The 15,348-nt window shown below is 30.8% G+C and carries 14 protein-coding genes; 8 read left to right on the forward strand and 6 right to left on the reverse strand.

Annotation, left to right across the window (positions count from 1 at the left end; translation table 11 throughout):
- Positions 1–83: 83 nt before the first annotated feature.
- A complete protein-coding gene (locus ACI5KZ_RS13120; protein WP_406847872.1) occupies positions 84–1,232 on the reverse strand; it encodes a cysteine desulfurase family protein in 1,149 nt (382 codons plus the stop codon).
- Between the two features lie 219 nt (positions 1,233–1,451).
- On the opposite strand from ACI5KZ_RS13120, the gene ACI5KZ_RS13125 reads away from it, so the two are divergent.
- On the forward strand, positions 1,452–2,393 hold the full coding sequence (locus ACI5KZ_RS13125) for a hypothetical protein (RefSeq protein ID WP_406847873.1): 942 nt from the start codon (positions 1,452–1,454) through the stop codon (positions 2,391–2,393).
- On the opposite strand, the gene ACI5KZ_RS13130 is transcribed toward ACI5KZ_RS13125, so the two are convergent.
- Together ACI5KZ_RS13130 and ACI5KZ_RS13135 are read right to left on the reverse strand one after the other, a co-directional pair.
- Positions 2,390–2,953: a Smr/MutS family protein gene (locus ACI5KZ_RS13130; protein ID WP_406847874.1), complete on the reverse strand. Its 564-nt coding sequence runs from the start codon at positions 2,951–2,953 to the stop codon at positions 2,390–2,392. The two genes, ACI5KZ_RS13125 and ACI5KZ_RS13130, sit on opposite strands and share 4 nt — an antisense overlap.
- Complete coding sequence (locus ACI5KZ_RS13135; RefSeq protein ID WP_109308081.1) at positions 2,953–3,153, reverse strand: hypothetical protein; 201 nt, start codon at positions 3,151–3,153, stop codon at positions 2,953–2,955. The genes ACI5KZ_RS13130 and ACI5KZ_RS13135 overlap by 1 nt, the downstream gene beginning before the upstream one ends.
- Positions 3,154–3,265: 112 nt before the next feature.
- Here ACI5KZ_RS13135 and ACI5KZ_RS13140 point away from each other — a divergent pair, with 112 nt between their 5' ends.
- The 5 genes from ACI5KZ_RS13140 (at position 3,266) to ACI5KZ_RS13160 (ending at position 7,072) form a co-directional block, all read left to right on the forward strand.
- Complete coding sequence (locus tag ACI5KZ_RS13140; protein ID WP_406847875.1) at positions 3,266–4,204, forward strand: hypothetical protein; 939 nt, start codon at positions 3,266–3,268, stop codon at positions 4,202–4,204.
- A 3-nt stretch (positions 4,205–4,207) separates the two neighbouring features.
- A complete protein-coding gene (locus ACI5KZ_RS13145; protein WP_406847876.1) occupies positions 4,208–4,477 on the forward strand; it encodes a hypothetical protein in 270 nt (89 codons plus the stop codon).
- 76 nt (positions 4,478–4,553) lie between these two features.
- On the forward strand, positions 4,554–6,404 hold the full coding sequence (locus ACI5KZ_RS13150) for a T9SS type A sorting domain-containing protein (protein ID WP_406847877.1): 1,851 nt from the start codon (positions 4,554–4,556) through the stop codon (positions 6,402–6,404).
- Positions 6,405–6,448: 44 nt separating this feature from the next.
- A complete protein-coding gene (locus tag ACI5KZ_RS13155) occupies positions 6,449–6,736 on the forward strand; it encodes a DUF2752 domain-containing protein (protein WP_406847878.1) in 288 nt (95 codons plus the stop codon).
- A 9-nt stretch (positions 6,737–6,745) separates the two neighbouring features.
- Positions 6,746–7,072, forward strand: a complete 327-nt coding sequence (locus ACI5KZ_RS13160) for a CCC motif membrane protein (RefSeq protein WP_109308077.1) — start codon at positions 6,746–6,748, stop codon at positions 7,070–7,072.
- Between the two features lie 71 nt (positions 7,073–7,143).
- Here the strand turns inward: ACI5KZ_RS13160 and rocD are convergent, their stop codons facing one another.
- Positions 7,144–8,388, reverse strand: a complete 1,245-nt coding sequence (gene rocD, locus ACI5KZ_RS13165) for an ornithine--oxo-acid transaminase (RefSeq protein WP_406847879.1) — start codon at positions 8,386–8,388, stop codon at positions 7,144–7,146.
- Positions 8,389–8,758: 370 nt separating this feature from the next.
- Between rocD and ACI5KZ_RS13170 the strand changes: the two genes are divergently transcribed.
- Together ACI5KZ_RS13170 and ACI5KZ_RS13175 are read left to right on the forward strand one after the other, a co-directional pair.
- Positions 8,759–10,135, forward strand: coding sequence for a LytTR family transcriptional regulator DNA-binding domain-containing protein (locus ACI5KZ_RS13170; protein ID WP_406847880.1), 1,377 nt, complete (start codon positions 8,759–8,761; stop codon positions 10,133–10,135).
- Between the two features lie 177 nt (positions 10,136–10,312).
- Entirely contained in the window at positions 10,313–14,254 is a 3,942-nt protein-coding gene (locus ACI5KZ_RS13175) for an immunoglobulin domain-containing protein (protein ID WP_406847881.1), read from the forward strand.
- A 65-nt stretch (positions 14,255–14,319) separates the two neighbouring features.
- Here ACI5KZ_RS13175 and ACI5KZ_RS13180 read toward each other — a convergent pair whose 3' ends face one another.
- Complete coding sequence (locus ACI5KZ_RS13180) at positions 14,320–14,706, reverse strand: DUF6768 family protein (protein ID WP_109308073.1); 387 nt, start codon at positions 14,704–14,706, stop codon at positions 14,320–14,322.
- 4 nt (positions 14,707–14,710) lie between these two features.
- Entirely contained in the window at positions 14,711–15,250 is a 540-nt protein-coding gene (locus ACI5KZ_RS13185) for an RNA polymerase sigma factor (RefSeq protein ID WP_109308072.1), read from the reverse strand.
- Positions 15,251–15,348 lie beyond the last annotated feature (98 nt).

Below are 15,348 nucleotides of genomic sequence, written 5' to 3' on the forward strand. Positions count from 1 at the left end.
CAGATATATTTCTGAAGGTTTTTTGTTTAGAGAAAACATCTCTTTTCTCTTTATTTTATATGCTACTTTTGTAAAATGCTTACTTACTTTTCAACAAATTCTTTTAAAACGCCAATTACATAATCTATTTCCTCTTTGGTGTTGTATTTACAAAACGAAAATCTAACGGAAGGTTTTAGTTTATCTTCTTCATTTAATATTTGTTCTAAAACATGAGATCCTTTACCACTTCCACTTTGGCAAGCACTACCTTTAGAACAAGCAATTCCTTTCAAATCTAATTGAAATTGAAGAGTTAAAGCTTTCTCTGCAGACATAGGCAAACAAACATTTATCAATGTGTAGGTACTTTTCGAATTGTCTGAACAGTCTCCATTAAACTTAACTCCTGTAATGGCATTTTTTATTTCTTTTTTAAAATAATCTTTAAGACCTTCAACATAAGCACGTTCTTCATCCAAGTTTTCATAGGCTAACACAAAAGCCTTCTCCAAACCTTTAATATTGTGTACTGGTTCTGTTCCTGCTCTAAAGCCTCGTTCCTGAGAACCTCCAAAAATAAGAGGCTTTAACGCGTTACTTTTTCTTATAAAAGCAAATCCAATACCTTTTGGTCCGTGAAATTTATGTGCAGCTGCCGTCATAAAGTCAATAGGTGTTTTTTGTACATCCCATTTATAATGACCAATAGATTGAACCGTATCACTATGAAACAGGGCATTATTAGCAACACATAAAGCAGCAACCTTATCAACGTCTAATATATTACCAACTTCATTATTTACATGCATTAAACTCACCAACTTTCTTTCGTCGTTAGCAGATAATAAACGTTCTAAGTCTTGATAATCTGGAGTGCCACAATCTTGAAGTTTTACATACTCTACCGTAACATTATATTCGTTTCTTAATTCTTCAACAGTATGCAAAACAGCATGATGTTCAATAGGAGATGTAATAATGGTAGTTACATTGGCATCTCTAACAGCACAACGCAATATCATATTATCAGCTTCTGTACCACCTGAAGTGAAAATAATTTCTTGAGGAGATGCGTTTAATTCTTTAGCAATGGTTTTTCTTGTTGTTTCAATAATTGATTTTGATGCTCTTCCAAAAGCATGAGTTGAAGATGGATTTCCATAAAAATTTAATAAAGTATCTTGAATAACTTCAATCACTTCATCTCTAACTCTTGTGGTAGCAGCACTATCTAAATAAACAGGTTTCATGTGTTTTTGCTTATTGTTATTAATTAGTTACATAATTCGGCTTAATAATTTATTTATTCTGAAGTAAAAAAATAAATAAAAGATGTTTTATGTGAACATTTTAGCTTGATTTAATATCAAAATATAAAGAGCAAAAATAACGCAATTATAATTATTTACAAGAAGCCTCGTTGTATATTTACTAAATCTTTTATTTTTGTCTCAAATTGTAATCATGCTATGCGAAAAATAATAACCTTCTTATCCATTATGCTTTTAATATTTTCATGCGACGATGGGGATATTATTATAGTACAATTAGATTTCGATGATACCTTTGAGGCTTGTGGTGAATTAGTGTTTTATAACATTAGAGAAAATCCAGCAGAATCTATTTCCTTACAAATAAGTTCTCCTGCCATTACTTTAGATGATCTTTTTGAAGTTGAGCCAATTTCAAATGGATCTTTATTGGTCGAGCTAGTTAATGATTCAATCTCTGGAACTATCGATGGTGTCACCAATTTATTTAACTATAGAAGTTATAATAGTATTAGTGGAAACCTATTTTGTAACGACGTACCTCCTTCTGATTTGCAAATAACAGACGACCAATCTAGCAGCTCTGGAAATTTTCTGATTACAACAACCTATTCTGAAGATGATAACGATGGTGTTCCTGCTGAAATGGAAGATTTAAACGGAAATGGTGATTATTTTGATGATGATACCGATGGTGATGGAATTCCAAACTTTTTAGACGAAGATGACGATGGCGATAATGTACTAACCAGTACAGAGCTAATTGATTATGACATGGATGATAATGATGATGACCCATTAACAGACCCTCAAGATACCGATGGCGATGGTGTGCCAAATTATTTAGATAATGATGACGATGGGGATATGGTATTAACCATAGACGAAGAAAATGTGACTCAAGATCAAAATCCGTCTAACGATTATACCAATCCAAACATTGCCGATTATTTAAATCCACAAGTAGCAACTGTTGTCGATGCAACAGCTTACAGACCACATAACATTGAACAAACCTATGTTGTAACTTTAAAAGTAGATAGCATTTCATTTCCAACACTGAATCAAGATAATTTTGACTTTGGATTGTTACAAAACTCTGGAACATCAGACACAAGAACGGTTACACCAGATTTTTAATCTCTTTCTGCGTTTTGAAAAATATAAACTTCAGTAGCTCCTAATCCATATTTTTGGTAATTAGCCTCGTAGTATTTTACATTATTATATCTACCAAACAGATACTCTAATTCAATTTTTAAGACACCTTCACCAACACCATGTATAAAAACTACTTTTTGAATACGTTTTCTAATAGCGTATTCTAATTGTTTTCTGGCTGTATCTAATTGCAAAGTAAGCATGTCGTGATTACTCATTCTACCAGAGGTATCTGTTAATTGATGAATGTGTAAATCGACTTCCATAGTAGGCTCGAAACGCTCTTTAACTTTTTTCTTATTTATAGGCTTTCTTTTTGAGCTTTCTTTTTCTTTTAAGACTTCATCTAAAGGAACATCAAGAAAAGAATTTCTTTTTAATTGAGATTCGTTTGCTATAAGAACTACCTCATTGGATTTAAAATCTAATTCAAAACCATCATCCGTTTCAATTGTAATATTATTATCAATGATTTTTATTACATATCCCGATAAATCTTCATCTAAAACCGAGACTCTATTTCCAACTTTAAACCCCATTATATATCATCATTAAAATCTTTTTCCTCAGTTTGGTTTTTACTAGGTATTGTACTTGAAATTCTAAACAGTCCAAACATTAAAATTACGATTCCTAAAATCAAAATAACGACATCCTGTTTTTCACCTGCTTGAGCATAAATAGCTACTATAGCCCCAATTACAATTAATAAATAATTTATATATTTTGAATAACTCATACTTACAACGGTGATTTTAAACTATTTAACGAATACCTAATGCTTTACATTAATAATTTATTCAAATTTGAGTAAATTAATAACACCCTATACTAATTAAAAGCTGAAAATTATGAAAAAAAATAACTTCCTTAGCAAGTTCCAAATTTTATTTATAGCAATTTTATTAATTTCTTTAAGTGCAACAGCTCAAGTTGGAATTGGAACGATTAGCCCTACCACAACTTTAGATGTTGAAGGTGCAGTTTCTTTTAGAGAAGGTGCAGCTATAAACTTAACTGCTACAAATAACGACAATGTTTCTTTAGGTGCTGGAATACCATATTCATTTTATAGAATAACTGGAGCTACTGGTAATTTTAATATATCAGGTATTGTTCCTCTAAACACTCCAAATCCAGCAAATGGTCAAGTAGTAACTCTAGAAAACACAACTGCACATACGCTAACCTTAATGCATAATACAACATCAATTGGCTCAAACAGAATCCTTTGCCCAGGAGGTACAAACTTCACTCTTGTAGGTCAATATGCAACAGTTACATTACAATATAATACAACACAAAATAGATGGCTCATAGTAAATTATGCTGATAGTAAATATGGTGACAACATACAATATTCAATAGGCACAAGCGATATCCAAAGAAATAGCATCAATTGGGCTGATATGGCAGATATGAGTATTACATTTATTCCTAAACATAGCGTGGTTTATGTTAATTTTAGTGCATCTGGTCATATGAATACTTCTGCTGAAACTTCATATGTTAATTTTAGGCTGGTAGATGATACATCAGGCACCAATATACATATAGCTGGCCTTACTTCTTTATCTACTGATACAGATAATGATTCTTGGTCTGGAACATATCAAATTGCAACTTCTTGGAATGCTCATTTTACAATGTATCCTGTTGTAGTTACTCCAGGTGTAAGTATTACTTTAAGAATTCAATGGAGAAGAGATGGGAATAGTCCTTCTGTAGCATACAACTCTGTTTCTTCATTGCCAGACTATTCTCATAGAAGTATAACCATTTTAGATTAAATTATGAAAACTATTATATTTTGTATTTTTTTTATGTTCTGTTTTAACTCTTATAGTCAAACTAGTCCTAATTTACTCCATAGTTCATCGAAAAACACTTATGTCAAACAAAAGGATTCTACTGCTTTAGAAGAAAACACTGAAATAATTACTAAATCTGAACTATATCAAAAAAAAAGAGATACAACGGTGTCTATTAAAATATTGGAGCAACCCAAACAAAAGAGTGATGACAAAGCAACTTTAAAAAATAAATATGAGGTTAAAAATTAAAACCTTGTAGAAACACCAAAACTTGTTAATAAAGAACATTTAACTATTTTTTTAATTTATAATTCAAAGCCAATAAATGAAACATATATATACATTAATTTTATTTGCTACTTGTAGTCTCATGCCTGCTCAAGATTTATTTGTTAAAACAGGTAGTTATATCTATGTAGATGGGGCTGCTTTTTCAAGTGGACCTACTGTGGCGCCTCTATATGTAACCAATGACATTAATTTAGACACTGGTATTGGAACTGGTGGCCATATTTATTTACGTAATGATGCACAATTGCTACAAGGTACAGGAACTGTGACAAGTACAAATTCTGGAAAGGGCCAACTAAGTGTTTACCAAACTGGCAACTCAAATACTTATATGTATAATTATTGGGCATCTCCGGTTGGGTTAAACAGTGGAACTGCCGGGAATACAACATTTATACCATTTGACAACCTTTATCGTGAAACTGCTGCTCCAATTACTAGCTCCCCTTTTGGATTCATAGCTGGTTATAATGGTACAACAACACAAATTGCTAGTTATTGGCTCTACACCTATATTGGTTTAACTTCAACTACAAACCCTTACGAAGATTGGATCGGTTTAGGTGGAGGAAGCTTACCCGTTGGTGGCGATCCAAATGGCACATTAGCTCCTGGTTATGGTTTTACCATGAAAGGAAACCCAAGTGGTGCCCAAAAATACGATTTTAGAGGTAGACCTAATAATGGAACAATTACAGCTATAATAAATGCTAATAAAGAAACTTTGGTTGGCAATCCTTATCCTTCTGCTATAGATGCCTTAGAGTTAATTCATAATACAACAGCAAATCATACAAGTACTACAGGTGTTTTAAAATATTGGGAGCAAGCTCCTGGTGCTACATCGCATGTATTATCTAATTATATTGGAGGTTATGCTTTATATACTATTTCTGCAGGTGGTGTGGACTCGTTTACTTATGCTCCTTTTACAACTTATTTATTAAATGGAACACCAACAAATGTCCCTTTTGGTTATGGCACTAAAACTGCAAGACGTTATATCCCAATTGGACAGGGATTTATGATGGAGGGTTCTTCAGCTGGTGGCAGTGTGACATTTACTAATACACAAAGAGTGTATTATAAACAATCAGATCCAAACAGTGAGTTTTTTAGAACAGAGAACACTAATAATGTAGTTTCCTTTCAAGAATCTGAGTACAATGAAAACGGCTTAAATATTGTTCCAGAAGACTTTAAACGCTTTAGAATCAATGTTGATTTTTCTCAAGGAGAGTTTTTTACTAGACAATTATTAATGAATTTTCATCATACTGCTACAGATGGTTTTGATTATGGTTTAGAAGCTAATAATGTAGAAGTTTTAAGCACAGATGCATACTGGGTGTTAAACAATAAACCATATGTGATTCAAGCCTTTAATTATGATATGGAATTAAAAATTCCTTTGGTTATTAAAGCACAAAACAATCAACCTATAAGATTTAGAATTTTCGATATCCAAAATTTTGATGACAGTCAGCCCATCTTTATTCATGACATAGAAAACCAAATCTATGTAAATTTAAGAGAAAATAATTATGAAATAAATTTACCTCAAGGCACATATACAGATCGTTTTGAAATAACTTTCACTTCTGAAGCTTTAAATGTTGAAGATGTTATAACTGTAGATGATTTAAACATTTATCAAAATAATCAATTATCTCAATTAAGCATTTTAAACCCAAAACTTTTAGAAATAAAACAAGTAAAATTATATGATGTTTCTGGAAAACAAATCTTTGATGAAAGAGACTTAAAGTCGGAAGCAAACTACAGTTTTTCAACAAAAAACTTAAGTCAAGGAGTTTACATAGCTAACGTTACTTTTAACGATAATCAGATTGTAAGTAAAAAGATTGTAATTTCAAATAAATAACACATTCGATTTTTATACCTTTAATAAATCTAATTTAAAGATTTATGACATCTTCTTTAGAAGATTTTATGTTACCCTGTTTAAGTAAACAAATCTTAGGATTTGATTGTTTAGGTTGTGGTTTACAAAGAGCTTTTGTTTTCTTATTACATGGCGAATTTATAGCTGCATTTAAAATGTATCCAGCTGTTTATACTTTAATTCCGTTATTCTTATTCATAGGTTTAAATTTTTTCTTTAAATTTAAACATTCAAACAAAATTATTAACATTTTAGCTATTATAAGCATAAGCATTATTGTAGTAAGTTATACACTAAAAATTATCAATTAACTATCACTTATGGAAAAAGAAAATCTCAATCCAACCCTAGTTTATGTTTTAGCAATTTTAGGATTATTATGTTGCTGCATTGGAGGACTTGGTTTTGTACTAGCTGGAATTGCCTTCTTTATTGCACATAGCAAATTAAAACAAGTAGAAGAAAATCCAGAAAATTACGATCATAGTAGTGTCAAAGCTATGAATACAGCTAAAATAGTTGCTATGTCTATTCTAATTATAAATTTACTTTACTTTGGAATGACAGTCTATAGAATTGCAACTATTGGTTGGGATGAAATCATGATACAATCTGAAACCATGATGGAAGAATGGGGAAATCAATAATATAATCTCAATATATTTATAAAAAGTAAGAGCGACCATTTTGGTCGCTCTTACTTTTTATATTAAAAACATTATTTTTCGAATTGTTTCAATGTTTTAACAATAATAGATACACAGTCTAATAATTGTTCTTCATTCATTACCAATGGTGGTGCAAAACGAATAATATTCCCATGTGTTGGTTTTGCTAATAAACCATTATCACGTAAAGCCAAACAAATATTCCATGCCGTTTCACTTTCTTCGTCATCGTTAATTACAATGGCATTTAATAAGCCTTTTCCTCTTACTAATTTTACTAAATCTGTTGTTTCAATATATTTAGAAAGTTCGCTTCTAAATAGCTTACCTAAAGTCTCAGCATTTTCGGCTAGGTTTTCATCTCTTACAACTTCTAAAGCCGCAATGGCAACAGCAGCTGCAACAGGATTTCCGCCAAAAGTAGAACCATGATTCCCAGGCTTAATCACTTTCATAATATTATCATTTGCCAATACAGCAGAAACAGGGTAAGCACCTCCACTTAATGCTTTTCCAAGAATTAAAAGATCTGGTTTCACGTTTTCATGATCTACAGCTAATAGTTTTCCGGTTCTAGCAATTCCAGTTTGTACTTCGTCTGCAATAAATAACACATTGTATTTTTCACATAAAGCTTTTGCTTTTGTTAAATACCCTTCACTTGGCACAAAAACGCCAGCTTCACCTTGAATAGGTTCTGCCATAAATCCCGCAATGTTTGGATTGCTTTTTAATTCGGATTCTAATGCATCTAAATTATTGTAATCAATTTTAATAAATCCTTTTGTATATGGTCCAAAGTTTTTTCTAGCAACTGGATCATTAGAAAATGAAATAATAGTTGTAGTTCTTCCATGGAAGTTATTTTTACAAACAACTATTTCAGCTTCATTTTCATCAATTCCCTTGACTTCATAAGCCCATTTTCTACAGATTTTTAATGCAGTCTCAACAGCTTCAGCTCCTGTATTCATTGGTAATAGTTTGTCGAATCCAAAAAATTCGCAAGCAAATTTTTCATATTTTCCTAACACATCGTTGTAAAAAGCTCTGGAAGTTAAGGTAAGAGTTTGTGCTTGATTTACCATTGCTCCAACAATTTTTGGGTGACAATGTCCTTGATTTACTGCAGAGTAAGCCGATAAAAAATCGTAATACTTTTTTCCTTCAACGTCCCAAACAAAAACACCCTCTCCTCTACTTAATACTACAGGAAGTGGATGGTAGTTATGAGCTCCATACTTGTTTTCTAATTCTATCGCTTGTTGCGATGATAATTGGTCTAAAACAGCCATTTTAAAATAATTTAAGGTTTAATGCCATGATTTAATGGCATCGTTTGACATCCATTATTGGTGCAAACATTAATAATTAAATCTCGTTTATCGAGTAAAATAACCATTCCTACTGTACCTTTATTCTTTCAGAAAGACTGAAAAAGCAGCGTGGGAGAGAAATCATCCCTTAGGACTCGCAAATTACTAAATAAATAGCTGTGACGAGAAACTTTTTAAAAAAAGTTGTTTGTAATAAATCTATTTTATTATTCGTCATATATTTCATTTGTAAATAATAATATTCAACTTGTAGTAAACTTCTATTAACACGATTTATCAGATAGGTTATTAAATTGAAATCTAATATATTCGTAACATCTCTAATACTATGAAAAACAAAACTGTTACAAATTCTATTTTAGGTTTTCTTATTTTATTCCTTAATTTTTCAGGTTATGCGCAATCTGAAATTCATAATAATCAGGAAGCTATTAGATTGAATAATCTTTTAAGAAAACATTCTAAAAATACAGATAGCTTAACATTTTATGCCAATGAATTACTACGTTATTCCAAAGAAAATAATCTGGAGTATTGGACATACAATGCTTTTGTAGCATTAGGAAATTCGGAAAGAATCTCAGGAAATATTATTGAGAGCAATAATTCGTACCATCATGCATTAGGTATTGCAGAAGCCATTTCAGATAAAAAATCTCAATATAAGGTTATGAATAATATTGCCATGAACCATAAACGATTAAACCGAAATGATTCGGCATATTACTATTTTAAAAAATTAGATAAGTATCATTCTAAACAACTTGAAGTTTTACCAGCTAGCATAGCAAAAATGAATATTGGATTAACCTTCTTTCAATATCAAGAATTAGATAGTGCCAATTATTATTTAAAAAATTCTTATAATGGGTTTATAGAAGCCAAAAACAAAAGGTTTATTGCCCAGAACTTAAACCTGTTAGGAGAGCTACAATTACAAAAAGAAGCCTATTCCAAAGCTCTTGAATATGCAAATTCCAGCCTGAACTTGGCTAATGAAAACAATTTTAAATTTTTACTTCCAACTAATTATTCCTTGTTATCTAGAATTTACACCAGCATGGGCAATGAGGAAAAAGCAGATGAATATTCAAATCTAGCTAAAGAATCTCGACCTAAAAACATGGAATTTTCCAATTCTAAAATTGCTAATTTAAATGATGCCATTAGAGAAGATAAAGCTAAAGCCTATGAATCTGTTTTAAATGATTCTGAGGATTCTAAAATGTTTTACAAGGCCAATTTTTTTATCATATTAATTGTTGTTTTACTTTTAGGAATTGTTATCTATTTCTTGCTTAAGAGAAATCGAATTATTAAAAATAAGGTTAAAGTCATTCAGCAAAATATTGAAATAATTAGAGAATCTAAAGATGGAAATAAGGTAGTTGATGAAAAGGTTATTCAATTAAAAAGTAAAGCCTCGATTAATTCTTCAAATATTTTATATGTTAAGTCTGATGGGCATTATGTAGAATATCATTTAGACACTAAAAAAAATCCAGAAGTTGACAGAAATACCATGATAGAAGTTGAAAAACTATTGCCTTCAAAATCTTTTGTTCGAATTCACAAATCTTATATTGTAAACATCAATAAAATTAAAATTATTAATTCTACTAAAATTATGTTAGATACTGGCGAGTGGATTAACCTTTCTAGAGTGTATAAAGAACGCTTAAAGAATATCCTTCATAAAGAGTAATATTTTTTGCGTTATATAAAAACCATGTATTTTGTGCACAAAATTGTGTCGTTCATGACAAAAAATCTTTATTAAGTTAAGTATTTCATAATTTGTTAAATGCTATTAATAGAATGTGAAAAGTGAGAGTTTAAATTATTAGAATTCTCATTTTTTTATTCAAACAAACAACTAACCATGAAATATCTACTTAAACGAAAGTTCCAATTATTTTCAGTATTATTATTTTTTATTTTTTTTAATTTCCAGCAAAGTATCCTTGCTCAAACAGTGCCTCAGTCTGAAAAAGATGCACTTATAGCTTTGTATAACAGTACAGATGGTGCAAATTGGGCTAATAATACAAACTGGAATACAGCAGAACCAGTTTCAACATGGGCTGGAATAACTGTTGTTAATAACCATGTTACTAGAATTGACAAAAACAGAGGAAATCTAGTAGGTACCTTACCAATAGAATTACAAAATTTACCTTATTTAGAACATTTACAACTTTCTAGAAATAATCTTTCTGGAACTGTACCAGACCTTACAGGTTTGGCCAATTTAAATTTCTTTAACATTAATCTCAACGACTTTCAATTTGGAGATTTTGAAAACGAATATGCTACCTATGCTGCAAATATTGCATTTTTTGGTGCTGGTGGTATGAATAAAGTGGAACTGGAAAGTGATGTCGACCTAGTTGTTGGCCAAACCTATGCCATGAACATGCCAGTAATTAGTGGAACAAGTGTTACCTATCAATGGTATAAAAACAATGAACCTATTATAGGAGAAACAGGTTTAACCTACACCATTACAAATGCTCAAGAAGCAGATGCTGGAAATTACACCTGTAAAGCTTCAAGTTCAGTCATTACAGATTTAGTTATTGAGAGAGAAACTGTTCATATTTATCGTGACATATTAGCTTCAGATAGAGACGCCCTTGTTGATTTATATAATGCAACAAATGGTGCAAACTGGACTACCAATACCAACTGGAATACAGCAGCGCCTGTGTATCAGTGGCATGGTGTAACAATGTCTGACAATCGTGTTATTGAAATAAACTTAGAGTCGAATAATTTAGTTGGAACCTTGCCAGTACAAATAGGAGATTTAGATAACCTTGAAAAATTAATCCTTAATTTTAATAATTTAACAGGTAGTATTCCTGTTACATTAGGGAATTGTACAGCTTTAATCGAATTAAATTTATGGGAAAATAATTTATCTGGAACCATTCCTTCTGAATTAGGTAATTGTACATCATTAGAAATAATGAGTCTAGAAAACAACCAGTTAACAGGTAATATTCCTACATCATTTTCCAATTTAACTGCAATGGTCTCATTTTGGGTTAATGGAAATTTATTGTCTGGAGAGATACCTGATATTGTTTCAAACTGGCCAGAATTATATTTTTTCTCAATTGGAGATATTAATGGAAGTGGTTCTTACAATAACTTTACAGGAACACTTGATTTTAGTAATAATCCTGTTTTATCAGGTTGTTGGGTTGAACATAATAACCTCTCTGCTTTAAATTTACAGAATGGTAATAATACAAATTTCATTGCCAATAATTTTAACGCTACTAACAATCCAAACTTAGAATGTATTCAGGTTGATGATGCAACTTATAGTTTTACAAACTGGACAAATTTAGATGTTCAAACAAGTTTTAGTACAGATTGTAGTAACACAACAACAATTGCAATTCCAGATACCAATTTTGAGCAAGCTTTAATAGACTTAGGCTTTGACACCAATGGACTAAATGGAAATATTTTAGAAGCTAATGCGCTAGCTGTTATTGAACTTTATATTAATAATCCGGTAAACAATGTCAATCTACCTAATGTTAATTCAACTATTACCGATTTAACAGGAATAGAAGGTTTTACAAATTTAACACGTTTAGTGGCAACGGATAATAGTTTAACAAGTATTAATGTGACTCAAAACACAGCCCTAGAGTGGCTGTATTTAGGAAATAATTTGTTTTCTACTATTGATATTTCAAATAATTTAGCCTTAACACGATTAAATATAATTGGTAATAATTTTTCAAATATCGATGTTACAAATCACACAGCTTTAACACAATTATATATAGGAGGCAATAATTTTTCAAATATTGATGTTTCAAATAATTTAAATCTAGATAGGTTATCTGCTAATGATAATCAATTAACTAGTATAGATGTTGCTGTAAATACTTTATTAACAAGACTAGAGTTACAAAACAATCAAATTGCAGCTATAGATGTAACTAACAATGCAGCTCTAATAGTATTATATTTAGAAAACAACCTATTAACCTCTGTAGATGTCAGCCAAAATACGAGTTTATTAAATTTAGCTATTGGTATAAACCCAATTACAAGCCTCGATATTAGTATGCTTCCACAATTACCAATTCTAACAACTGAAGGGACTTTAATTAGCTCCTTAGATTTAAGCCAGAATATAAATCTAGAACAGCTTTGGATTGCAGACAACCCAAACTTAACGAATATCGATTTTTCCAATAATCCATTACTCTGGAATTTAGGTGCTTATAATACACCTTTGGAAAGTTTAGATTTATCAAATAACGCCATTACTAGATTATATGCTAGCGATATGCCTAATCTTTATAGATTAGATTTAGCAAATGGTAATAATTTGAATGTTACAGAAATCTTTTTAACAAATAATCCAAGTTTAGAATGTGTTTCTGTAGATGACGCTGCTTATGCAACAACCAACTGGACAAACATAGATCCAACGGCTACATATAGTGAGAATTGTAATTCAGTTTGGACTGTTTATACTTCAGATGAAAATTTAGACACTGCAATTAATGCTTATTTAGGCGTTATTGATACAGATATGGATGGTGTCATGTCTTATGAAGAAGCTTCGAATTTTACTGGAACTTTAGACTTAAGTGGTTCTGGTATAGTAGATATTACAGGACTTGAAGCTTTTACCAGTATTACAGAAATTAATTTATCTGGAAATTCTATTACAGACATTAGTCGTTTAATTTTTGGTAATGTAGTTACTTTAACACGTAATGGATTAGAATTTAAAACGGTTGAACGAAGAGGGTTCAATTCGTTACAGATATTAAACTGTAGTAATAATAATTTAAAACAATTAGATGTTAGTATCATTACAACATTAACATCTTTAGATTGTTCTAACAATCAATTAGAAATTTTAAATGTTAAGAATGGAAATAATACAAGCTTTGTAAATTTTGATGCATCTGGTAATCCAGGTCTTTATTGTGCTTTAGTTGATGATATTTCTTATTCTAATACCAACTGGACATTAAAAGATACACAAACATTATATAGTGATACAGATTGTAATGCTAAAATACAACCAAAAGTATTTTTGCAAGGTGCCATGTTAAACCCAATTCCTGGCGAAGAACATTTAATGAGAGATAATTTGAGAGCTCTTGGATATATTCCAACTACCAGTCCTTACGCAGATGGATTAACCTGCGATGTTTCTATTTTTAATGTAACAGGAGATAACGCTATTGTAGATTGGGTAGAGATCTCACTTAGAGATGCTTCAAACTCTGGAAATAAATTACAAACCAGATCTGCTTTGTTACAACGAGATGGAGATGTTGTAGATGTTGATGGTGCCTCTGAAATTGCATTTGATTTATGGGCAAAACCGTATTTTATATCCATCAACCATAGAAATCATCTAGGTATTATGTCCAATACATCTAATATATTAAACTTTATGCCATCAGTTTTTAACTTTGCAGATGGTAGTATCGCAACTTATGGTACAAATGCACAAACTAGTTTTGGCATGCCTACTGGAGTTTACGGATTATGGTCTGGAGATACAAATTCAGCAAATCAAATAAAATTCTCTGGAGCCAATAATGGCAGTAATAAAATTAAAGATTTTGTTTTAGCAGATCCTGCCAATGGGTTTAATTCCGTAACTTTTTCTTCAACTGGTTATTTAAATATAGATTTAAATATGGATGGTAATGGAAAGTTTTCAAGCTCAGGTAATGATAGCAATGTTATTAAAGACAATGTGCTATCTCATCCTGCTAATGGCTTTAATTCTTCAACATTTACTATATCTGCGACTGTTCCAGAATAAAAAGATATGATATAACTCACAATATTTAGACTCATTTATAACTATAATATAGATGAGTCTATTTTTTATTTAGATACTTTTCCTGCTAAAGAAGATACTTGTAATTCCAATCGCTTTAATTCTCTCAATAACGCATTCTTATCCATTTGCATCCATGCAAAAACTTTTAGCATACTTACTCCTAATAGGAAAACAACAGCTCCTAAACCCCATTTCAATAACTCTTTAGTCGCTTCTACATTAAAGAATTGCACTAGACAATAAATAAACAAGCCAAAGAAAACCAAGGTCATGAAATTCATTAATAACATAAGCCATTTATTTTTCCCTTTAAACAAACCGAATATCATTTCTAGAACATTTTGCTCTTCAAGTTCTTTATAGAATTTAGCTTCTTCTTCTGTAAGTGTTTCCTTTATTAATTTGTCGATGTCTTCTTTATGATTTTTCATAATACTAAGTTTTTATTATTTGTTTTAACTTTTCTCTGGCATGAAACAATCTCGATTTTGTTGTTCCAACAGATATATTTAGCGTGTTACTTATTTCTTTTAGACTGTAAGCTTCCATATAAAATAGCTTTATGACCATTTCTTGTTGTGTAGGTAATGTTTTGATGGCTTTTTTAAGTTGTTGTTTTAATACTTCTCTATTTTCTGTGTCTTCTTCATGAGAATCAAAAGTATATTGATATGCCTCGTGTTTTGATTGAGTTCTTTTTTGGTTTTTCAACCAATCGAAAGATTTTGAATAAATAATTCGTGTTGCCCAACTACTAAAGCTACTTGGATCTTTTAAGTCTTCAAGTTTAATAATAATTGTTTTCCAAGTGTCCTGTGCAATGTCTTTTGAAACATCTGCATCCTTAATTAACCAATATGCTTTGTTACAAAATGTTTTATGCCATCGTTTTACTAATTTCTGCAATGCTTTCGTGTCACCAGATTGATACTGCTGAATTAAATCCTTATCAGTTTCCAAAAACTTTTCTTGCATTATTAAGGTTGGTTTCTATACTAAAGACGTCAAAAAATTAAAAAGGTTCATTTTATTCTCATCAAAGTGGGAATCTTTTTAAATGAATGTTGAAATCT

Origin of the sequence: Xanthomarina sp. GH4-25 (genome assembly GCF_045363175.1) — a bacterium.
Lineage (GTDB): Bacteria > Bacteroidota > Bacteroidia > Flavobacteriales > Flavobacteriaceae > Xanthomarina.